Origin of the sequence: Salmonella sp. SSDFZ54 (genome assembly GCF_004010735.1) — a bacterium.
GTDB classification, from domain to species: Bacteria; Pseudomonadota; Gammaproteobacteria; order Enterobacterales; family Enterobacteriaceae; genus Salmonella; species Salmonella enterica.
Map to the genome: position 1 here is coordinate 822757 of NZ_CP034819.1, position 22911 is coordinate 845667.

19 protein-coding genes, 1 pseudogene and 1 CRISPR repeat array are annotated in these 22911 nt (G+C 50.3%); of the genes and pseudogenes, 10 read left to right on the forward strand and 10 right to left on the reverse strand.

Annotated elements, in window-relative coordinates; all coding sequences use genetic code 11:
- Positions 1 to 377 precede the first annotated feature (377 nt).
- Positions 378 to 1331, forward strand: coding sequence for an SPI-1 type III secretion system effector SopD (sopD, locus tag EOS97_RS03935; protein WP_001805329.1), 954 nt, complete (start codon positions 378 to 380; stop codon positions 1329 to 1331).
- 87 nt (positions 1332 to 1418) lie between these two features.
- Here sopD and cysH read toward each other — a convergent pair whose 3' ends face one another.
- From cysH to cysJ, 3 genes are all read right to left on the reverse strand, one after another.
- Complete coding sequence (gene cysH, locus EOS97_RS03940; RefSeq protein ID WP_000080387.1) at positions 1419 to 2153, reverse strand: phosphoadenosine phosphosulfate reductase; 735 nt, start codon at positions 2151 to 2153, stop codon at positions 1419 to 1421.
- Between the two features lie 74 nt (positions 2154 to 2227).
- Positions 2228 to 3940 (reverse strand): assimilatory sulfite reductase (NADPH) hemoprotein subunit, encoded by a 1713-nt coding sequence (gene cysI / locus EOS97_RS03950; protein WP_001290651.1) that lies wholly within the window; start codon positions 3938 to 3940, stop codon positions 2228 to 2230.
- Complete coding sequence (gene cysJ, locus EOS97_RS03955) at positions 3940 to 5739, reverse strand: NADPH-dependent assimilatory sulfite reductase flavoprotein subunit (RefSeq protein ID WP_000210912.1); 1800 nt, start codon at positions 5737 to 5739, stop codon at positions 3940 to 3942. The genes cysI and cysJ overlap by 1 nt, the downstream gene beginning before the upstream one ends.
- 423 nt (positions 5740 to 6162) lie before the next feature.
- On the opposite strand from cysJ, the gene queD reads away from it, so the two are divergent.
- Positions 6163 to 6525 carry a 6-carboxytetrahydropterin synthase QueD gene (queD, locus tag EOS97_RS03965; protein WP_000108313.1) on the forward strand — a complete coding sequence of 121 codons (363 nt, stop codon included), beginning with the start codon at positions 6163 to 6165 and terminating at the stop codon, positions 6523 to 6525.
- A gap of 89 nt (positions 6526 to 6614) precedes the next feature.
- Here the strand turns inward: queD and EOS97_RS03970 are convergent, their stop codons facing one another.
- From EOS97_RS03970 to mazG, 5 genes are all read right to left on the reverse strand, one after another.
- Positions 6615 to 7412, reverse strand: a complete 798-nt coding sequence (locus EOS97_RS03970; RefSeq protein ID WP_001208007.1) for an MBL fold metallo-hydrolase — start codon at positions 7410 to 7412, stop codon at positions 6615 to 6617.
- 97 nt (positions 7413 to 7509) lie between these two features.
- A CRISPR array of direct repeats spans positions 7510 to 8697; the repeat unit is 29 nt; unit sequence CGGTTTATCCCCGCTGGCGCGGGGAACAC.
- Positions 8698 to 8993: 296 nt separating this feature from the next.
- Positions 8994 to 9665 carry a 7-carboxy-7-deazaguanine synthase QueE gene (gene queE, locus EOS97_RS03975; RefSeq protein WP_001199959.1) on the reverse strand — a complete coding sequence of 224 codons (672 nt, stop codon included), beginning with the start codon at positions 9663 to 9665 and terminating at the stop codon, positions 8994 to 8996.
- A gap of 135 nt (positions 9666 to 9800) precedes the next feature.
- Positions 9801 to 11099 carry a phosphopyruvate hydratase gene (gene eno, locus EOS97_RS03980; RefSeq protein WP_000036734.1) on the reverse strand — a complete coding sequence of 433 codons (1299 nt, stop codon included), beginning with the start codon at positions 11097 to 11099 and terminating at the stop codon, positions 9801 to 9803.
- Positions 11100 to 11181: 82 nt separating this feature from the next.
- Positions 11182 to 12819, reverse strand: coding sequence for a glutamine hydrolyzing CTP synthase (gene pyrG, locus EOS97_RS03985; RefSeq protein WP_000210863.1), 1638 nt, complete (start codon positions 12817 to 12819; stop codon positions 11182 to 11184).
- Positions 12820 to 13046: 227 nt separating this feature from the next.
- Positions 13047 to 13847 (reverse strand): nucleoside triphosphate pyrophosphohydrolase, encoded by an 801-nt coding sequence (gene mazG / locus EOS97_RS03990; RefSeq protein ID WP_000210454.1) that lies wholly within the window; start codon positions 13845 to 13847, stop codon positions 13047 to 13049.
- A 604-nt stretch (positions 13848 to 14451) separates the two neighbouring features.
- Here mazG and EOS97_RS03995 point away from each other — a divergent pair.
- The 8 genes from EOS97_RS03995 to EOS97_RS04030 all read left to right on the forward strand — a co-directional run bounded on the left by EOS97_RS03995 (position 14452) and on the right by EOS97_RS04030 (position 22323).
- Positions 14452 to 15039, forward strand: coding sequence for a fimbrial protein (locus tag EOS97_RS03995; protein WP_000842512.1), 588 nt, complete (start codon positions 14452 to 14454; stop codon positions 15037 to 15039).
- A gap of 133 nt (positions 15040 to 15172) precedes the next feature.
- Complete coding sequence (locus tag EOS97_RS04000) at positions 15173 to 17818, forward strand: fimbrial biogenesis outer membrane usher protein (protein ID WP_001804982.1); 2646 nt, start codon at positions 15173 to 15175, stop codon at positions 17816 to 17818.
- A gap of 12 nt (positions 17819 to 17830) precedes the next feature.
- Entirely contained in the window at positions 17831 to 18604 is a 774-nt protein-coding gene (locus EOS97_RS04005) for a fimbria/pilus periplasmic chaperone (protein WP_001044454.1), read from the forward strand.
- A gap of 19 nt (positions 18605 to 18623) precedes the next feature.
- A complete protein-coding gene (locus EOS97_RS04010) occupies positions 18624 to 19130 on the forward strand; it encodes a fimbrial protein (protein ID WP_000178264.1) in 507 nt (168 codons plus the stop codon).
- A 14-nt stretch (positions 19131 to 19144) separates the two neighbouring features.
- Complete coding sequence (locus tag EOS97_RS04015) at positions 19145 to 19615, forward strand: fimbrial protein (RefSeq protein ID WP_000832396.1); 471 nt, start codon at positions 19145 to 19147, stop codon at positions 19613 to 19615.
- Positions 19612 to 20148, forward strand: coding sequence for a fimbrial protein (locus EOS97_RS04020; protein WP_001079646.1), 537 nt, complete (start codon positions 19612 to 19614; stop codon positions 20146 to 20148). Before EOS97_RS04015 ends, EOS97_RS04020 begins: the two co-directional genes overlap by 4 nt.
- A 28-nt stretch (positions 20149 to 20176) precedes the next feature.
- Positions 20177 to 21262: a hypothetical protein gene (locus EOS97_RS04025; protein WP_001188944.1), complete on the forward strand. Its 1086-nt coding sequence runs from the start codon at positions 20177 to 20179 to the stop codon at positions 21260 to 21262.
- A gap of 11 nt (positions 21263 to 21273) precedes the next feature.
- Complete coding sequence (locus tag EOS97_RS04030) at positions 21274 to 22323, forward strand: hypothetical protein (protein ID WP_001804980.1); 1050 nt, start codon at positions 21274 to 21276, stop codon at positions 22321 to 22323.
- A gap of 118 nt (positions 22324 to 22441) precedes the next feature.
- Here EOS97_RS04030 and EOS97_RS04035 read toward each other — a convergent pair.
- A pseudogene (locus EOS97_RS04035) lies at positions 22442 to 22561 on the reverse strand (type II toxin-antitoxin system RelE/ParE family toxin); the annotation flags it as partial.
- Positions 22527 to 22883 carry a type II toxin-antitoxin system ParD family antitoxin gene (locus EOS97_RS04040; protein WP_023888681.1) on the reverse strand — a complete coding sequence of 119 codons (357 nt, stop codon included), beginning with the start codon at positions 22881 to 22883 and terminating at the stop codon, positions 22527 to 22529. The pseudogene EOS97_RS04035 and the gene EOS97_RS04040, both read right to left, overlap by 35 nt.
- Positions 22884 to 22911: the final 28 nt, after the last annotated feature.

Here is a 22911-nt window from a genome sequence, read left to right on the forward strand (position 1 = left end):
TTATTCTAACTCCGTTGTATAGAGAAGTTATTACATTAGATTCACCAAAATCTTTGTAGCTTCTCTATCTACATCCATTTCCATGAATACCTTTAATTAATTAAATTTAACTACTTCATTTCATCATACTTTATCTCTCAGCATCAACACCATTCATGACAAACCAAAATTTAAAAAAACGACCATTTGCGGCGAATCATCTACCTTTTGTCTGAATTATCGTCACCACAAAGGATTACCAACCATAAATGTGCCGTATTAATAATGTCGTTCAAATTCTCTCCTGTAGTAAACTTTATCTGTTTAATAAAAAAGAGCGAATTGAACGATATATTTTACTCCGGATATTGAATAATATAAATTTGAAGGAAAATATTATGCCAGTCACTTTAAGCTTCGGTAATCATCAAAATTATACGCTTAATGAAAGTCGGCTTGCTCATCTGTTAAGCGCAGATAAAGAAAAAGCAATCCATATGGGGGGCTGGGATAAAGTCCAGGATCATTTTAGAGCGGAAAAAAAGGACCATGCGCTGGAAGTGTTACACTCCATCATTCACGGGCAGGGCCGTGGTGAACCTGGAGAGATGGAAGTTAACGTAGAGGATATAAATAAAATTTACGCCTTTAAACGGCTACAACATCTGGCCTGCCCGGCTCATCAGGATCTGTTTACTATCAAGATGGACGCTTCTCAGACACAATTTTTACTTATGGTCGGCGACACGGTGATCAGCCAAAGCAATATTAAGGACATCCTTAATATATCAGATGATGCAGTGATAGAATCTATGAGTAGAGAGGAGAGACAATTATTTTTACAAATATGTGAGGTGATTGGTTCGAAGATGACCTGGCACCCGGAATTACTTCAGGAGTCGATTTCTACTCTACGAAAAGAAGTGACGGGCAATGCACAAATCAAAGCGGCGGTTTATGAGATGATGCGTCCCGCAGAGGCTCCAGACCACCCGCTTGTCGAATGGCAGGACTCACTTACTGCAGATGAAAAATCGATGCTGGCCTGTATTAATGCCGGTAACTTTGAGCCTACAACTCAGTTTTGCAAAATAGGTTATCAGGAGGCACAAGGTGAAGTCGCTTTTAGCATGATGCATCCGTGCATCTCCTATTTACTACATACCTATTCGCCGTTTGCAGAGTTTAAACCAACAAATTCCGGTTTTTTAAAAAAACTTAATCAGGATTATAACGACTATCATGCAAAAAAAATGTTTATTGATGTAATTCTTGAAAAGCTATATCTAACCCATGAACGTTCTTTGCACATTGGTAAAGATGGGTGCAGTCGTAACATATTACTGACATAAAGATAGTCAGTAATATAACTAATTTAAAATCCGGCTGCCTGCCGGATTTTTCATAGCAGCAAGTATAATCATACCGCGTAAGGACAATCACCCTTCATGCAGCCCGCACTCGCGCTTCAGTCCGAAGAAGCGTGTCTCTTCTTCCGCCATACCCGGCTCCCATTTGCGGGTGGTGTGCGTATCGCCCACCGACAGATAGCCCTGATCCCACAGCGGATGGTATTTCAGGCCGTGCTTTTGCAGGTACTGGTAAACGGTACGGTTATCCCAGTCGATAATCGGTAGCACTTTAAACACGCCGCGCTGGATAGCGAGAACGGGTAAATGCGCGCGGCTGCCGGACTGCTCGCGACGCAGACCCGCAAACCACGTCTGCGCTTTCAGCTCTTTTAGCGCCCGGTTCATCGGCTCGACTTTGTTGATGTCATTGTATTTCTCAATGCCCTCAACGCCCTGCTCCCACAGTTTGCCATAGCGCGCCTCCTGCCAGGCTGGACTTTCGCCCGCGCGGTAAACTTTCAGGTTGAGTTTGAGTTTGTCCGTTAACTCATCAATAAACTGATAGGTTTCCGGGAACAAATAGCCGGTATCGGTGAGGATCACCGGGATATCCGGGCGAATCTGGTTCACCAGGTGCAGGCTCACCGCCGCCTGGATGCCAAAGCTTGAGGAGAGCACATATTCGCCGGGCAGATTTTCCAGCGCCCAGGCCACGCGTTCTTCGGCAGTCAGCGTTTCCAGTTGAGCGTTGGTTTCCGCCAACGCCAGTACGCGATCGACTTTTGGCAGGTCGTTCAATGCGTTGAGATCGAGTTGGGACATAAGTTCCTCACTGTTTGCCTTGCCTGATGGCGTGTGCTTATCAGGCCTACACAGACGCCATCCGGCAATTCAGGTTATTCCCAGAAATCACGCGCGGGATCGAGCACCGGGCGAATGATGCCCGCACGCACCGTAAAGTCGCCGAAGCCTTCACCCGCTTCACGCTCTTTCGCCCAGCGCCCAATCAGTTCATCCAGCGAGGCCAGAATATCCGGCTCGGTGATATTTTCTTGATACATCCGTGGGATACGTGTCCCAATACGGTTGCCGCCAAGATGCAGGTTATAACGACCAGGCGCTTTCCCTACTAAGCCAATTTCCGCCAGCATCGCGCGACCACAGCCGTTCGGGCAGCCGGTCACGCGCATCACGATATGCTCATCAGGAATACCGTGTTTTTCCAGAATCGCTTCCACTTTGTCCGTGAACGACGGCAGGAAACGCTCGGCTTCCGCCATTGCCAGCGGGCAGGTCGGGAACGATACACAGGCCATTGAGTTTTCACGCTGCGCGCTCACCGCATTCATCAGCCCATGATCGCGCGCCAGCGTCTCGATTTTCACTTTCTGGCTTTCCGGCACGCTGGCAATAATCAGGTTCTGGTTAGCGGTGATACGGAACTCGCCCTGATGAATCTTCGCGATCTCCAGCAGGCCGGTTTTCAGCGGGCGCCCCGGATAATCCAGGATACGACCGTTTTCGATAAACAGCGTCAGGTGCCAGTTGTTGTCGATCCCTTTCACCCAACCGATACGATCGCCGCGACCGGTAAACTCATACGGGCGGATCGGCTCAAATTTGATCCCCGCGCGACGCTCGACTTCCGCTTTAAACGTCTCCAGTCCCACGCGCTCAAGGGTGTATTTGGTTTTGGCATTTTTCCTGTCGGTACGGTTACCCCAGTCGCGCTGCGTCGTCACTACCGCTTCGGCCACCGCCAGGGTGTGCTCCAGCGGTAGATAGCCAAACTCGCTGGCCGTACGAGCGTAGGTTTTCTTATTACCATGCTCAATAGACAGACCGCCGCCGACCAGCAGGTTAAAGCCGACCAGCTTGCCGTTCTCGGCAATCGCCACAAAGTTCATGTCGTTGGCGTGCAGATCGATATCATTTTGCGGCGGGATCACCACCGTGGTTTTGAACTTACGCGGCAGATAGGTTGCACCGAGGATCGGTTCTTCGTCAGTGGTCGCGACCTTCTCCTGATCGAGCCAGATCTCCGCATACGCACGGGTGCGCGGCAGCAGATGTTCGGAGATCTTCTTCGCCCACTCGTAGGCTTCCGCGTGCAACTGCGATTCGTACGGGTTGGAGGTGCACAGCACGTTACGGTTCATGTCGTTAGCGGTTGCCAGCGCATCCAGCCCCACCGAGTGCAGCATCTGGTGCACCGGCTTGACGTTCTTCTTCAGAATACCGTGAAACTGGAAGGTCTGGCGGTTGGTCAGACGGATACTGCCATAAATCGTGTTATCCGCCGCGAATTTATCGATCGCCTGCCATTGCGTCGTAGTAATCACCCCGCCCGGCAGACGGCAGCGCAGCAGCATGGCGTGGCGCGGCTCCAGCTTCTGCGCCGCACGCTCGGCGCGAATATCGCGGTCATCCTGCTGATACATGCCATGAAAGCGTATTAGCAGGAAGTTGTCGCCTTTAAAACCGCCGGTGAGACCGTCGTTCAGATCTTCCGCAATGGTACCGCGCAGGTAGTTGCTTTCCAGCTTCATGCGCTCGGCATCGGACAGTTTACCTTCGACCACCAGTGGGCCTGGATGTTTTTCGCTCATTAGTAGACATCTCGCTGATAACGGCGCTCTACGCGCAGCTCACTTAAATATTCATCTGCCGATTCGAGGTCCATACCGCCGAATTCAGCGATCACTTCCAGCAATGCTTTTTCGACATCTGCGGCCATGCGCCTGGCGTCGCCGCAGACATAAATATGCGCGCCATCATTGATCCAGCGCCACAGCTCGGCGCCCTGTTCACGCAGCTTGTCTTGTACGTAAATTTTTTCTTTTTGATCGCGTGACCAGGCCAGATCGATACGGTTCAGCACGCCTTCTTTCACGTAGCGCTGCCACTCCACCTGATAGAGGAAATCTTCGGTAAAGTGCGGGTTGCCGAAGAACAGCCAGTTCTTGCCTTCCGCCCCTTCCGCCGCACGCTGTTGCATAAAGGCGCGGAACGGCGCGATGCCGGTGCCGGGGCCAATCATGATCACCGGCGTCTGCGGGTTAGCTGGCAGGCGGAAGTTATCGTTATGCTCAATAAAGACGCGGACTTCGCCCTCTTCTTCCACGCGGTCGGCGAGGAAGCTGGAAGCGCCACCGGCGCGGGCGCGGCCTTCAATGTCATAACGAACCACGCCAACGGTGACGTGGGCTTCGTTTTCAGTTTCCGCCTGCGAAGAGGCGATAGAGTACAGACGCGGCGTCAGCGGACGCAGCAGGTCGATTAGCGCCTGAGCATCCAGTTGCGCCGGAGAGAAACGCACCATATCAACAATGGGCGTGGTCGCGGCGTAGTGCTGGAGCTGCGCTTTATCACCCACTAATGGCAACAGCGACTCACTGCGCGTCAGGGTCGCGTAGTTCTCAACAATGTTGGCGGTATTCACCGTCAGCTCGAAGTGCCACTCCAGCGCTTCGGCGAGCGGCAGGGTTTTACCATCAACCGTCACCGGCTCATCGCCTTTCAGCCACAGCAACTCAACCAGCTCCTTCACCAGAGCTGGATCGTTCTGATACCAGACGCCCAGCGCATCGCCCGGCTGGTAACGCAGACCGGAGTCACCTAAATCAATCTCAATATGACGAACGTCTTTTTCCGAGTTGCGACCGGTGATTTTCTGATTCACAGAGAGGGTCGCGGTCAGCGGCGCGTCTTTGGTATAGGGGCTGGTGTGGATGTCGTTTACCGCGCCAGTAGCGACGGATTGCGAAGGTGCCGCGACAGGTGCGCGGGACTTCAGAACATCAACCACGCGGGCGCGCCATTCGCTGGCAGCTGCCTGATATTCAACGTCAGCATCGACACGGTCGAGCAGACGTTCACCGCCCAGTTCCGCCAGTTTGCTGTCGAAATCTTTTCCGGACTGGCAGAAAAATTCATAAGAGGTGTCGCCGAGGCTAAACACGGCAAAAGCGGTGTTTTCCAGTTTCGGCGCTTTTTTCGAGAACAGGAATTTATGCAGAGCGACGGCCTCTTCCGGCGGCTCGCCTTCTCCCTGGGTGGACGTCACTATCACCAACAGTTTTTCACTGGCAATCTGTTTGAATTTGTAGTCGCCGGCGTTCACCAGTGTCACATTAAGGTTGGCCGCCAGCAGATCATCACGCAGCGCTTCCGCCACACGACGCGCATTGCCGGTTTGCGAAGCGGAGATAAGCGTAACCCCCGGCATCTTCCCCTCAGGAGCAGGCGTGACGGCAACAGCGCCTGAGCGCGGGTTCAGTACGCCCCAAAAATAGCCGGAGACCCAGGCAAGCTGTTCGGGAGTAAGGTCGGTTGTCGCGGCCTGAAGGCGCGCCAGTTGCTCCGGATTAAGCGGAAGCAACCCAGTCAGTGGAGCCGGTGTCGTCATGCGTCGTTATGTTCCAGTAAGCAAAGCGGATCTATACACAAAATCATTCAAGTTCGCCGTAAGCTGAGCGCGCCCCAGGAGCGTACATAAATACGTGACTGGGGTGAGTAAGCGCAGTCAACACAGATGCGGCTTGAAAGATGAAATGTATAAGCGATAAATCCCAAACTGAGGATAAGGTTAACGGTGAGAGGAATAACAATTAAAGAAGGGTTGGAAATAACAAATAACCAAATGAACTAACCTGTTTTAGTTATCGTGATTAACGCCAAAATCGATTTTATAATTGATTGATAATTATTAAATTTTCTGGAAATTCTTAAATTAATTGCCCGTCACAAGGCGGAGAATGGTTTTAGTTAATGATAAAAAATGCGCTTTCCGGTACCCTACGGCGGTTTTTTTATTGCCTGAGAGTTCATCATGTCCACCACGTTGTATAAAGATTTCACCTTTGAAGCCGCTCACCGCCTGCCACACGTGCCTGAAGGGCATAAGTGCGGCCGCCTGCACGGACACTCGTTTATGGTGCGTCTCGAAATTACCGGTGAAGTCGATCCGCATACCGGTTGGATTATGGATTTCGCGGATCTCAAAGCGGCGTTTAAACCGACTTACGATCGTCTTGATCACTACTATCTCAATGATATTCCAGGGCTGTCCAATCCCACCAGCGAAGTGCTGGCAAAATGGATTTGGGATCAGGTTAAGCCCGTCGTGCCGCTACTGAGCGCCGTGATGGTGAAAGAAACCTGTACAGCCGGCTGCGTCTATCGCGGCGAATAAGGTTTATTAACGCGTGGGCTGGATGGCAGATTGATTCCAGCCTATCCACACGACGTTTCATCAGTGAAAACATTGTCCAGCGCGTGGTGTTAAAAGCGCAGTACATCACCGGTTGCAGGTGCGGTTATTTCCGGTAGCCACAACCGCCCCCAGGCCCCTGTACAGTGACAACCGCATAGTTTTTCAGGTTTTTGTTCTTGCAGAAAGCGCCTGACTCGCCACAGCGTGAACGGTGATGCGCAGCGGAGATGAAATCCGCCGACAAGCGCGTAAATCCGCTTTATACCGGTAATGTTCTGACAGTGCCGGACAATATTTGCGATCCCCCGATGCCCGCATCCCGTAATGATGACTAATCCTTTTGTCGATTGATAAATCAGTACGCCCTCATCCAAAATAGAGTCCGGCTCCGCATCGTGGCCGCCAAAAATGCCGTAGGCTTCAGGCGCGACCACCGGTATTTCCCCTGACCAGATAAAGTTTTCGCCAATCGGCAGGGGGTCACGCGTGTACATCATTCGATAGCGTGAATAGTCCACCTCACGCGACAATTTTTTTATTTTTCGGGTAATACCGAGAAAAGTCATTGCCGCATAACGTTCACGCGCAATATCGGGATGGCAGATGATTCGACTGTTATCAGGAAGCCACGGCACGCCGCCGCAATGATCGTAATGACCATGCGAAAGCACCACAGCAGACACATCGGACAGGTCGATCCCCATCGCCAACGCGTTTTGCATAAAACTGCCATCAGGGCCGGTATCGAACAAGATAGACGTAGACTCATCCTCGACCAACAGGCTTAACCCTGGCCTGGCCTTCAACGATTTATCCGCTCCAGCCCCCTTATGATTTTCGAGCAATACCCTGATCCTTAACGCCATGGCCTTCTCCTGTATAAAAGCCTCCCCGGGAAAACGCGGCCTTTTTACTTTACAGGTTTGTAGCTGCCATTACTGGTACACAGATTATGATTATGCAACGGCTATCCTTGTTGGCGCGGGGAACACGGTTTTTCGTCGAAATCAATTTGCCACTCGTGCGGTTTATCCCCGCTAGCGCGGGGAACACGCGCCCTCGTTCTGCTGGGCATACAGTCGGATCGGTTTATCCCCGCTGGCGCGGGGAACACGATCCGTTACAGGGTCTGTCCGGATTTAAAAACGGTTTATCCCCGCTAGCGCGGGGAACACACCGATAATAGTATTACTGACGCCACAAACGACGGTTTATCCCCGCTGGCGCGGGGAACACAATGACAGCACCGCGTCAAACTGCAATTGCGCCGGTTTATCCCCGCTGGCGCGGGGAACACCTACAGCCAGGAATAGCCATTTAAATTTCTGGCGGTTTATCCCCGCTGGCGCGGGGAACACACCAACATCGTTTTTATGAGGCCATTCATGACCGGTTTATCCCCGCTGGCGCGGGGAACACGACACATTGAAATCACTGCCTGTCAGCAATGGCGGTTTATCCCCGCTGGCGCGGGAAACACAAAGTAGATATCACCGGCGCGGCGCACATTACCGGTTTATCCCCGCTGGCGCGGGGAACACACGCAATCAAAGATTTTAATAGAGCACGGGATCGGTTTATCCCCGCTGGCGCGGGGAACACATCAATCTCCCTCAAAATTGACGCAAGGAAAGCGGTTTATCCCCGCTGGCGCGGGGAACACTTGCGCTGGCTGGCGCTGCATATAGAGAGATGCGGTTTATCCCCGCTGGCGCGGGGAACACATTTCCTCGATCCATTTACGACGCTGTTTATTCGGTTTATCCCCGCTGGCGCGGGGAACACAGGTATGGTGTACCCGGTCAGTTCTGTGATCACGGTTTATCCCCGCTGGCGCGGGGAACACAGGTATGGTGTACCCGGTCAGTTCTGTGATCACGGTTTATCCCCGCTGGCGCGGGGAACACTTCAAAGTGAATTGCAAAAGCACAAATTGTGCCGGTTTATCCCCGCTGGCGCGGGGAACACGCGGCGGGTTCCAAACTGGCCAAAGCGCAGGAAGGTTTATCCCCGCTGGCGCGGGGAACACGGCAAGGCGTTTAAACGCTTTTTTGATATCGGCGGTTTATCCCCGCTGGCGCGGGGAACACTACCACCCTCTGAAGCACACTGAGGAAATGTGCGGTTTATCCCCGCTGGCGCGGGGAACACACTAAACGTATATCATTGTTTATAAACTACTTTTTATCAGCACCACATTCCACCAACATAATCGCAACAATTTAAATTATTAAAGAACAGCTAATTTGCTGATTTTGATGCAAAAAAGTTCATAGAATGATTTTTTCTTTAAATTTACCAAAATAGCGTGATCCGTGCATCGCTATGGAAAAATTTATCAGCGCTTTTATACACTCATCGAAATTCACATAGAGAAAATAAACAATGCAAGGTAATGGATGAGTCACAGACGGCATCGGCAGGCCGTCTGTAAGATTAGTAATGCATCAGGCGATATTTAAATATTTATGCGTTTGCATAGACAGCCGCCAGTTACGTGCAATACACGTTTCAATACACAGACGCGTCGCGTCTTCTTTCTGGCTAATGGGCTGCAAAGCAATCACGCGCGGTTTATCATCGCTCAGCGTGGCTAACAGTTCATCCAGCGCCTCAATATCACGAACTCGCCCAACGGGATGCTTGATTTCATTGGCGCGCTCCAGCGCCTGGGAAAGCACGTCATATCCCCCGCGCATATTCACTTTTGGTGAAACCGTGACCCAGGTGTTAGGCATACAGCGCACTTCGTGCGTCCCGCTGGTCTCAATCTGACAACTAAAACCACTCTTTTCAAGCAGATCGGTGAGCGGCATGAGGTCATGAATACAGGGTTCGCCACCGGTGATGACAACGTGACGCGCGGTATAGCCCTGACGATTAATCACTGCCAGCAAGTCTTCACTGCTCGCAGCCCCCCATTTGTCGCTCTCTTTGGTTTTTGCCAGAATGCTGAACAGAGACACTTCCCGATCGCTCAGTTTATCCCAGGTATGCTTAGTATCACACCAGGCACAGCCGACCGGACATCCCTGTAAACGAATAAAAATAGCGGGGACGCCGGTAAAATAACCCTCGCCTTGTAGGGTCTGGAACATCTCGTTAATCGGGTACTGCATAGCGTTCTCTGTTAAGGGGATAATCGTTAATTATTGCAGATTTCGTCTGCCCGGTCATGCACAGCGGCTGCGCTATTGAACAGATACAAAAAAACCCGCCGAAGCGGGTTTTTACGTTAAGAGCTAAAAGCAGGATTACGCCTGGCCTTTGATCTCTTTACGACCGTTGTACGGTGCTTTTTCGCCCAGAGCTTCTTCGATACGAATCAGTTGGTTGTATTTAGCAACGCGGTCAGAACGGCTCATAGAACCGGTTTTGATCTGGCCTGCAGCGGTACCAACAGCCAGGTCAGCGATGGTAGCGTCTTCAGTTTCACCAGAACGGTGAGAGATGACAGCAGTGTAGCCAGCGTCTTTCGCCATCTTGATTGCAGCCAGAGTTTCGGTCAGAGAACCGATCTGGTTGAATTTGATCAGGATGGAGTTAGCGATGCCTTTCTCGATGCCTTCTTTCAGGATTTTGGTGTTGGTTACGAACAGGTCGTCACCAACCAGCTGGATTTTGTCGCCCAGTACTTTGGTCTGGTATGCAAAACCGTCCCAGTCAGACTCGTCCAGACCATCTTCGATGGAAACGATCGGGTACTGTTTGGTCAGTTCTTCCAGGAAGTGGGTGAATTCTTCGGAGGTGAACGCTTTGTTGCCTTCGCCAGCCAGAACGTATTTACCGTCTTTGTAGAATTCAGATGCTGCGCAGTCCATCGCCAGGGTGATGTCTTTACCCAGCTCGTAACCAGCCGCTTTAACCGCTTCAGCGATAACAGCCAGTGCTTCCGCGTTGGAGCCCAGGTTCGGCGCATAGCCGCCTTCGTCACCCACAGCGGTGTTCATGCCTTTGCCTTTCAGCACTTTTGCCAGGTGATGGAAAACTTCAGAACCCATACGGATGGCTTCTTTAACCGTTTTCGCGCCAACCGGCTGGATCATGAATTCCTGGATGTCGACGTTGTTGTCAGCGTGCTCGCCGCCGTTGATGATGTTCATCATCGGAACCGGCATGGAGTATTTGCCCGGAGTGCCGTTCAGTTCAGCAATGTGCTCGTACAGCGGCATACCTTTAGCGGCAGCAGCAGCTTTGGCGTTAGCCAGAGAGACAGCCAGAATGGCGTTTGCACCGAAGTTAGATTTGTTTTCAGTACCGTCCAGGTCGATCATGATTTTGTCGATGCCAGCCTGGTCTTTAGCGTCTTTGCCAAGAATAGCCTGAGCGATCGGGCCGTTAACCGCGCCAACAGCTTTGGTTACGCCTTTACCCAGGAAACGGGATTTGTCGCCATCGCGCAGTTCCAGCGCTTCGCGGGAACCAGTAGAAGCACCTGACGGAGCCGCCGCCATACCTACGAAACCACCTTCCAGGTGTACTTCAGCTTCAACAGTCGGGTTACCACGGGAGTCGATGATTTCACGACCGATGACTTTAACGATTTTGGACATTAGGTTTTCCTCAAGTCACTAGTTAAACTAAAACTTCAGACAAACGGTGCACCGCTGAGGGTGCACCGCCGTTCTAACTTTTTTACTTCGCCTGACGTTTCTGATGCTCGTTGGCGGCTTTAACAAAGCCAGCGAACAACGGATGTCCATCACGCGGCGTGGAAGTAAATTCCGGATGGAACTGACAGGCCACGAACCACGGATGATTCGGTACCTCAATGATCTCGACTAACTGATCATCACCGGAACGGCCTGCGACACGCAGACCCGCTGCTTCAATTTGTTTCAACAACATATTGTTGACTTCGTAACGATGGCGATGACGTTCAACAATCGTCGACGCGCCGTACAACTGACGTACCAGACTGTCATCGCTAAGCTGGCACTGCTGCGCGCCCAGGCGCATGGTGCCGCCCAGATCGCTCTTCTCGCTACGGACTTCAACGTTACCGTCTTCATCGCGCCACTCGGTAATTAACGCCACAACCGGGTACTTACAGTCTGGCACAAATTCCGTTGAGTTGGCGTTGTCCATGCCGGCCACGTTACGAGCGAACTCAATCAACGCAACCTGCATCCCCAGGCAAATGCCCAGATAAGGAATATTGTTTTCACGCGCATAGCGCGCAGTGGCGATTTTACCTTCAACGCCACGATAGCCGAAGCCGCCGGGGATCAGGATAGCGTCCAAATCTTTCAGAATTTCGACGCCGCGCGTTTCAACATCTTGCGAATCGATCAATTTGATGTTGACGGTAACGCGGTTTTTCAGACCACCGTGTTTCAGCGCTTCGATCACCGACTTATAGGCATCCGGCAGTTCAATATATTTGCCGACCATGCCGATAGTCACTTCGCCTGCCGGGTTCGCTTCTTCGTAAATGACCTGTTCCCATTCAGACAGGTTAGCTTCCGGACAGTTCAAGCTGAATCGTTTACAAATATAATCATCAAGCCCCTGAGATTTCAACAGGCCTGGAATTTTATAAATGGAATCGACATCTTTCATTGAAATAACGGCTTTTTCCGGCACATTACAGAACAATGCAATTTTTGCACGCTCGTTGGCAGGAACCGCGCGATCGGAACGACAAATCAGAATATCGGGCTGAATACCGATAGACAGCAGCTCTTTCACGGAGTGCTGAGTCGGTTTAGTTTTCACTTCGCCCGCAGCCGCCAGGTAAGGTACCAGCGTCAGGTGCATAAACAGCGCGTGTTCACGACCGATATCTACCGCCAATTGACGAATCGCCTCAAGAAACGGCAGCGATTCGATATCACCGACGGTACCGCCGATTTCCACCAGTACCACATCGTGGCCTTCGCCGCCTTCCAGCACGCGCTCTTTAATCGCGTTAGTGATGTGAGGGATTACCTGTACGGTTGCGCCCAGATAGTCGCCACGGCGTTCTTTACGCAGAACGTCGGAGTAGATGCGGCCAGTCGTGAAGTTGTTGCGGCGAGACATCTTGGTGCGGATGAAACGCTCGTAGTGCCCCAGGTCCAGGTCGGTTTCAGCGCCGTCTTCAGTAACGAACACTTCCCCGTGTTGGATTGGGCTCATAGTACCCGGATCGACGTTGATGTACGGATCCAGTTTCATGATGGTCACGTTGAGACCACGGGCTTCCAGAATGGCTGCGAGGGAGGCTGCGGCAATGCCTTTACCCAGAGAGGATACGACCCCGCCGGTCACAAAAATATAGTTCGTTGTCATGCGGAACCTGAGAAGTTAGGTTTAAAAGACGATGGAATAACCAGGACGGGAAAGCAGTATACCCGAACATGACCTACGCCACAAACTTTCATTATTCCTCCTCTTCGTCAGGCTGACATTCACACAGGGAGGGAGAAAATAGCCCCTTTGAGGTAAATGTTTTTGACGTAAATCAAGCGCTTGTTATTTAAAAAATCACACAAATCGCTCTTGACCGCCTAAAACCTTTAGAGATCAATTTCCTGGCGTTTTACTTCCTGCCAAACTTCTTCCATTGTTTCCAGGTCCACCCCGGTCATTTCCAAGCCTCTGGCTGCGACAATACGTTCAACTTCGCGAAAACGACGTTCAAATTTATCGTTCGCTTTTTGCAAAGCGAGCTCCGCTTTCGTACCTAAATGACGCGCCATGTTGACCGTGGCAAAGAGCAAATCGCCCATTTCCTCTTCCAGTTTAGCCTGATCAACAACCGCCTGCCGCGCCTCGAACATCACCTCATCGATCTCTTCATAGACCTTATCGACGACCGGTCCCAGCGTCGTCCAGTCAAAGCCCACGTTTGAACACCGTTTCTGGATTTTTTGCGCGCGCATCAAGGCCGGTAAACTGCGCGGAATATCGTCCAGCGCGGAATGCTGCGCTTTTTGCGCGCGCTCTTCCGTTTTGATTTGCTCCCAACGAGCTAAGACTTCTTCGCTATTATCCGCGGAAAGCTCGCCAAAAACATGCGGATGGCGGCGCTCCAGCTTGTCGCTGATGGCAGCGCAGATATCATTAAAATCGAAGCGGCCTTCTTCCTGCGCCATCTGCGCGTAAAACACCACCTGGAACAACAGGTCGCCCAGTTCGCCGCGCAAATCGTCAAAATCCTCACGCGCAATCGCATCCAGTACTTCATAGGTTTCTTCCAGCGTATAAGGCGCGATGCTGGCGAAGGTCTGCTCTTTATCCCACGGACAGCCGTTTTCCGGGTCACGCAGGCGCTGCATGAGGGTGAGAAGACGGTCAATTTGATGGTTAGTTGTCATGGTTTTTAATCGGTTGTAAATACCAGCGACAATTGTAACGTATTATTCTTAACCATTCACGCACAGAGACACTACGGTAACGCCTATATAATAAAATATATTGTTAACAGGTGTTGAATGCTACCTTCCCCGTATAACTTTAAAATTATTAATCGATACACAACAATATAATAATCATATAACTAATTTATTAAAAAAACAGATATTTGCACCAGACATTATAAATAACATCAATTAAGTAAAAAAATTATGCAAACACTATAAGCACCCCACCCAAAGAGCCTTCCCTTTTAAAAAAATAAATTATTTCACTTTTACGGAAAAACGAGTAGCATGCACGCCAGTTTAATATTCAAAAAAGACCGCTTTTTTGTTTTTTCTGGAACATACATGAAATAAATATATTGAAAGTATTACATATAATATTCTATGAGCAGGTGCGATCATTCAGCTCATAAGAATATACTCATAAAAATGTAGAAATATAATATTTTTATTATGACCTATTTTTTACCCAAAGCCCGCAGCATGGCTCTATGCCGCATATCCCTTGGTATACGCGTACAAAATGTTGCCATAAAACACGTTAATTAAGGATAACACGATGAAGTCATCTCATTTTTGTAAACTGGCAGTAACTGCATCTTTAGTTATGGGAATTGTCTCCGGCGCTCAAGCCGCGGGTAGCAACACAGCGAAGGTCACTTTCCTTGGTAATATTGTTGACTCCCCCTGCTCCGTCACATTGGATACGGAAGATCAAACAGTCAATATGGGTTCAAGTATCGGTAATGGCACGCTGAGTAATGGTAAAACGACCATCAACAATGCCCGTACCTTTCATATCGATCTTGAGGGTTGTACCTGGGCTACCGAGAAAAATATGAATGTGGTATTCACTACAGGTAGTGGAACCACAGCGGCTACAGGCGCCACGGATAATCTCGCGCTGATGAAGACTGACGGCACTGGCGCTATTAGCAATGTAAGCCTGGCAATCGGCGATGCTGGCAAAAACAATATCAAACTGGGCGATACCTATACACAGGCCATTGCGGACCTGGACGGAGATACCATTCTTGATGAGAAGCAAAGCCTGAATTTCACCGCCTGGCTGGTTGGCGCAGCAACCGGCACCGTAGGCACAGGTGAATTCAGCAGCGCCGCCAACGTCACTATCTCTTACCTGTAATTCAGTTAACAGAGTCACGACGATAATACCCTGCCGCTTTAGGTAGGGTATTCCTGTTGAGTTTTATTGCGGAATATATTTGATGAATAACACATGGAAAAGTGTTCTTTGCCCAATAGCGTGCGGAGTGGGAATGCTTCTAAGCGTCTCCCCTTATAGCGCGTCAGGCAAAGACATCGAATTTAATACCGATTTCCTCGATGTAAAAAATCGCGATAACGTTAACATTGCACAGTTTTCTCGTAAGGGTTTTATTCTGCCAGGCGTCTACCTCCTACAAATTAAAATTAACGGACAGACTCTGCCGCAGGAATTTCCTGTTAACTGGGTTATTCCAGAACATGATCCACAAGGAAGTGAGGTTTGCGCAGAACCAGAATTAGTTACGCAATTGGGTATAAAGCCGGAACTCGCGGAAAAACTCGTCTGGATAACGCACGGTGAACGACAATGTCTGGCGCCAGATTCACTGAAAGGCATGGATTTTCAGGCCGACCTGGGGCACTCCACGCTGTTGGTGAATTTACCCCAGGCGTATATGGAATACAGCGATGTCGACTGGGACCCGCCCGCCCGCTGGGATAATGGTATTCCCGGCATCATTCTGGATTACAACATTAATAATCAGCTCCGCCACGATCAAGAAAGCGGCAGCGAAGAGCAAAGCATCAGCGGCAACGGGACGTTAGGCGCGAACCTGGGCGCATGGCGACTGCGGGCCGACTGGCAGGCCAGCTACGACCATCGTGACGATGACGAGAACACTTCCACCCACCACGATCAGAGCTGGAGCCGCTACTACGCCTATCGCGCACTACCGACGCTCGGGGCCAAACTTACGCTGGGCGAAAGCTATCTCCAGTCCGATGTTTTCGACAGCTTTAACTATATCGGTGCCAGCGTCGTTTCTGACGATCAGATGCTGCCGCCGAAACTGCGCGGCTATGCGCCGGAGATCGTGGGCATTGCGCGTTCTAACGCAAAAGTCAAAGTCTCCTGGCAGGGGCGCGTACTGTATGAAACGCAGGTGCCCGCAGGACCGTTCCGTATTCAGGATCTCAACCAGTCCGTTTCCGGTACGTTGCACGTCACCGTGGAAGAGCAGAACGGTCAGACCCAGGAGTTTGACGTTAACACCGCATCGGTTCCCTTCCTGACGCGCCCCGGCATGGTGCGCTACAAGATGGCGCTGGGCCGCCCGCAGGACTGGGATCATCACCCCATTACCGGCACATTCGCCTCGGCGGAAGCTTCGTGGGGGGTCACCAACGGCTGGTCGCTATATGGCGGCGCAATTGGAGAAAGCAACTATCAGGCCGTGGCGCTGGGAAGCGGTAAGGATCTTGGCGTGGTGGGCGCGGTGGCGGTCGACATTACGCACTCCATCGCCCACATGCCGCAAGACGACGGGTTTGACGGCGAAACGCTGCAGGGTAACTCATATCGCATCAGCTACTCCCGTGACTTTGATGAAATCGACAGCCGACTAACCTTTGCCGGATACCGCTTCTCAGAAAAGAACTTTATGAGCATGAGCGACTATCTGGATGCGAAAACCTATCATCATCTCAATGCCGGTCACGAAAAAGAACGCTATACGGTCACCTATAACCAGAACTTCCGTGAACAGGGCATGAGCGCCTATTTCAGCTACTCACGCAGTACCTTCTGGGACAGCCCGGATCAGAGTAACTATAACCTGTCTCTTTCCTGGTACTTCGACTTAGGGTCGATAAAAAATCTCAGTGCGTCGCTGAACGGCTATCGCAGCGAATATAACGGTGATAAAGATGATGGCGTCTATATCTCGCTGTCTGTTCCCTGGGGCAATGATTCCATCAGCTACAACGGTACGTTTAACGGTAGTCAACACCGTAATCAGCTCGGCTATTCCGGCCACAGCCAGAACGGCGATAACTGGCAGCTTCACGTCGGGCAGGATGAACAAGGCGCGCAGGCAGACGGTTATTACAGCCATCAGGGCGCGCTGACGGACATCGATCTGAGCGCGGATTATGAAGAAGGATCGTACCGTTCGCTGGGTATGTCGCTGCGCGGCGGCATGACGCTGACCACCCAGGGCGGCGCGCTACACCGGGGAAGTTTAGCGGGCAGCACACGTTTGCTGGTTGATACCGACGGCATTGCGGACGTCCCCGTTAGCGGTAACGGCTCGCCAACCTCAACCAACATTTTCGGCAAGGCCGTGATTGCGGATGTCGGAAGCTATTCGCGCAGCCTGGCGCGTATCGATCTGAACAAATTGCCGGAGAAGGCGGAAGCAACTAAGTCGGTTGTGCAGATCACGCTCACCGAAGGCGCCATCGGCTACCGTCACTTTGACGTGGTCAGCGGCGAGAAAATGATGGCGGTTTTCCGGCTGGCAGACGGCGACTTCCCACCTTTCGGCGCCGAAGTGAAAAACGAACGCCAGCAGCAGTTGGGCCTGGTGGCCGATGACGGCAACGCCTGGCTGGCGGGCGTAAAAGCCGGGGAAACATTGAAAGTCTTCTGGGATGGCGCAGCGCAGTGTGAAGCATCACTCCCGCCCACGTTTACACCGGAGCTATTGGCCAACGCGCTATTGCTGCCGTGCAAAATGCTGGAAGGTCAGCCCCCCACCGCACCGCAGAAAAGTTCTCCGCTGCCTGCGCAACCGCTAATCCAGGAACATACGCAAACCGATGGCCAACCGGCCGCGCCGGTGGCGACAACCACTCAAACCCCGCCCATACCGCTGGCTGACAACCATGCGGTGAATCGCAAGGATATGGAATAAAGGGAACCTGTAATGAACAAGACCAACCATTTTAAGCGCCAGGCGCTTATCGCTTCGATATTACTGGCTGCGCCGCTGGTATCGCACAGCGCGATTGTGCCGGATCGTACCCGCGTTATTTTTAACGGCAATGAAAATTCAATCACCGTCACGCTGAAAAACGGCAACGCCACTCTGCCCTATCTCGCACAGGCGTGGCTGGAAGACGATAAGTTCGCCAAAGATACCCGCTATTTTACCGCCCTGCCGCCGCTGCAGCGTATTGAGCCAAAATCCGACGGGCAGGTTAAAGTCCAGCCGTTACCAGCCGCGGCTAGCCTACCGCAGGACCGGGAAAGCCTGTTTTATTTCAACGTGCGGGAAATTCCGCCGAAAAGCGATAAACCTAATACGCTCCAGCTGGCGCTGCAAACGCGTATTAAGTTTTTCTACCGCCCGGTAGCCGTAGCCCGGCAGGTGGATAAGACGCATCCGTGGCAAACGAAGCTCACGCTGACCTACCAGGGCGATGGAGTGATCTTCGACAACCCCACACCGTTTTACCTCGTCATCAGCAATGCCGGTAGCAAAGAGAACGAAACCGCCTCCGGCTTTAAAAACCTGCTGATTGCCCCGCGTGAAAAAGTGACCTCTCCCATCAAAGGTGCCTCGCTCGGCAGCTCGCCGGTGGTGGGCTACGTCGATGATTACGGCGGTCATCGCCTGCTGGTTTTTACCTGCTCAGGGAATACCTGCAAGGTCAATGAGGAAAAAACCCGTGACGTTGAGAAGAAAGCGAATAAGTAATCCTGTGCGAAAGAGATCCATGACGATGTTGACTCGCTGGAAAATGCTGGTGCTGCTGTGCGGTGGATTCGTTGCCGGCACCGAGGCTGCCGGCACAAAAACCGTGCAACTGGAGCTGCATCTGGTCGTCACTCAACCACCGCCCTGTACGATAGGCGGCGCTTCCGTAGAGTTTGGCGATGTCCTGACCACCAAAGTTGGCGATGCTTCTCAAACGAAACCTGTGGGCTACAGCCTGAACTGCGATGGCAGAGCGAGCGACTATCTGAAGCTACAAATTCAGGGGACCACTACCACCATCAGCGGGGAGCAGGTTCTGCAAACTTCGGTTCAGGGGTTAGGCATCCGTATTCAGCAGGCGGGCAATAAGCAACTGGTTCCGGTTGGCATAACGGATTGGCTGAACTTCACCCTGAGCGGCAGCAATGGGCCGGAGCTGGAAGCCGTACCGGTTAAAGAGCCCACCACGCAGTTAGCGGGGGGCGATTTTAACGCCAGTGCGACGTTAGTCGTGGATTACCAGTGATGGAGAGATTCATAGTGAAAAGGGTGCTTATCCTGACGCTTTTAATCACCCAGTTTGCCTGCGCCGACAATTTGACCTTTCACGGCAAACTGATAAACCCGCCCGCCTGTACTATCAATAATGGTGAAACGCTGGAGGTCAGTTTTGGTAGCGTGATTATTGATAATATTGACGGCGTCAATTACCTGACCGAGATCCCGTGGACCCTTACCTGCGACAGCAGCTTTCGCGATGACGCATTAACTTTTACGTTGAGCTATCTGGGCACGGCGACGCCTTACTCCGCAAATGCCTTAACCACCAATGTCCCTGAACTGGGCATTGAACTTCAGCAGAACGGCACGGTGTTTCCTCCCGGCACGTCGCTAACCATCGATGAGTCTTCGCTTCCCACACTAAAAGCCGTGCCGGTAAAACAGCCCGGTAAAGAGCCTGCCGAAGGCGATTTTGAGGCTTTTGCCACGTTACAGGTGGATTACCAATGAACCGTATTTTTCAAACTGCCGGGCATTTGATCGGAGGCGTAATGTTATGGGCGGTTTGCAATACGCTACCTGCCGCCACGCCTAATGTGCACTACAGCGGTAAGCTGGTTGCCGGCGCCTGTAACCTGGTAGTGGATAATGACACGATGGCGACGGTGGATTTTCATACTATTGGCAGTGACAATTTCGACGCCAGCGGGCAAACGACTCCTGTTCCATTCACACTTAGCCTCCAGGATTGCAAAACAGCGCTAGCCAACGGCGTGCTGGTGACCTTTCAGGGCGTTGAAGACAGTACCCTGCCCGGACTGCTGGCGCTGGAGCCCTCGTCGGAAGCCAGTGGTTTTGCGATTGGCGTGGAAACGGCTGCACAGCAACCAGTGAGTATCAATGCAACAGTGGGTACAGCTTTTGTGCTGAAAGAAGGGATTACCACCATCAACTTGCAGGCCAGGCTGCAAAAATACGCTGGTGAAGAGGTTATGCCGGGGGAATTTTCGGGTAGCGCAACAGTGAGTTTTGAATATCAGTAAGCTATAGGTAAAATTATAAGGATATGAAATGCAGCGAATTTTATTACAGCTAATACTGGTAATAATATCTGGTTTTTGGTGTATTGCGCTACAATGCGCTGAAGTAAGAACGGATATAGAATATAATTCTCAAATTATTTCACAGTTTGATAGCCTTGGTGCACTGACTGGCGATCCTACACTCGATACCATCCATACCCCATTACCAACAAACATTCATATCCTTTCATCGTGCACTAAGTCAGGTGGAGGCGATGGGGGTGGTTGTACTACTCAAGGTACAATTCCCTATGGACTTGAATCCACCCTTGAGTTTGATCCATCAACTTCTTTCATCAATACAACCGCTGTCGATAACGGAATCACTTATAGTTTTACTGGTGAAGCGGTAAAAGCGACGGCACATGCCGACTGTACGGGTAATCAGGCAACTAACAGCGCAATTTGTGTATGGGATAAATCATTTTCACTTCCCCTCACCTTACTTACCAAACAGAATGGAATAACAATTAACCAGCAAAATCTTACAGTTTCGGTAATACCCGGAGGAGGAAATAATGACACTAATCAATATTCATCCCTTTCCGGCCATATTATTATTGATGAATCGGTAAGCAGTTACGCTAGTTATGAACCGGAAACGTCGGGCATTGAGAATCTGAAATTCAAATGGACTGTAACAGTGACAGAAGATACCGAGGGTGATTTCGGTATATGGAACGGTTCACTTGTACTTAATGGCTCTCCAGCGTCCACCCTACATCGTTATTTTCCTCCAGAAATAGTAGATGCTTCATTTTCTGAAAATACGATAGTGCACAGTACAGAAGTCGCCATGACTGGCGCAAAAAATAATGTCGAGCTAGCCTCTGTATATCTCTACCATGGCAATACGCCATGCGACGATACATCCTTGTGTAACTACAGTCTTAATAAGACGTCAGTTGCTCTTGTATGTCACGATCTGAATGCGCAGCTTGCCTTTAGCAGCACTTGTAATGCTTCAGACACAACACATTGCCTGAACGGCAAAGTAGGTACGATAAATGGTACCTGGGGGAAAGTCAGCATTGATACAACTTGTGCAATTACCGTTTTGATACCCTACGAATAAACACAGGAAAAATGATGACCATAAGCAAAAAAATCATAATTTCATTCATTCTATTTATGTTCTTCGCCAACAATACATTTGGATCTGGATACGTTAAGATCAAGGCCGAATTGAATGATATGACAGGCACTGGGGCAGGTACAACTAATTTAAATAGTGACCTACGGGTTAGAACATCATTATTACCAGAGAATATTGAGATGTTATGTACCGGTGGAAAGCTACGTGGAAGTCAGGTAACGTGCGGTCCTGGACTATGGGTCGATATTGAATCAACGATAACAATGGATTCCAGTATAAGAATGATCATTGGCAGCACTTTTTTCACACTTCCCAATATGACTGAAACCCGCCGGGCCCGCTGTACATCACATGATAACTCCACACTTGATTGTGTCTGGACCAGCAATATCGATGCACAATTAAATATATCACCACTATACGATGCACAAATAATCAAACAAGATTTAAAATTACATATCGAACCATCTTCATATGATTACGCACAATCGCAATATATTGATGGGGAAATAACTTACAACACCAAAAAACATCAAGTATCCTATGACGCTTATAGTATAACTACTTACGGCTTTACAGACCATAATATAAAAACGGAAATTTCGATTATTGACGCCAATTTTGGGACCAGCATTACCACCATTAATGATAAAATGTCATTTGATAGTGACAGCGTACAAATTATCGCGTCAATCGATCCTGAAAATTTAGCTGCTTCTTTTGATAAATACTCAGAAGTAACCTCAATAAATAAAGAATTTAGTGGACCAAAAACCAATGAGCTCATTGCAAATATTTTTTTAAGACATGGAAATATGCCCTGTGATGTCTATGAATCAGATTCAATTTGTGCACAAATAATAGATAATGCAACAGTATCAATAGCATGTGATGATAAAAACATGCAGATTGAGGCTATTCCCTGTGATCAAAACAATACTGAATGTGCCCGTTCACAGATGGTAGAACTTCGTGGTACCTGGGGACGAGTCAACATTGACACCGATTGTGCGGTAACCGTATTACTGCCATACGAATAGAAATTTGAACAAAACCGATTTTCATGGAACCATACCAGATATCTGGTAAGCAGATAGCTACCAGATATCTTTATAAACATCAAGCCGTAGCCCTCGAGTATCTCCCTACATCCCGAATAATATCTGATAGATGATTAATATATCGATCGGCCTGTATTTCGCCAAAATGCTGCCAGCAGTAATGCCAGATATTTTCCAGATCTTCACTGGCCTTTGGCGTTAATTTTACCGTTCTCATCGGGTTTGATCATCCCTGTTTTGACCTTCCGTAAGAAGGCATCCTTTTCCCAGGCCTGCGGCTCTCCGCTGTTCAGACCTTCAGCCAGAAGTTCACGTAACGCCTGAAGTAGTGACTCGGCCTGTTTTTCCCTCAGCAGACGAAGAGACTCTCTGATCACTTCACTTTGTGTTCTGTAATCACCTGATTCTATGAGCGATTCAATAAACTCGCGCAGTTCATCGCCAGGATCAACGGTCATTGTTCTGACCATAACAGCCTCCACTGTAAGTATAAATCTTACATAAGAGTACACCGGAAATGAAATGTACGTCGAAAACATACCCCATATCTCATGCTTATGGGGTTGG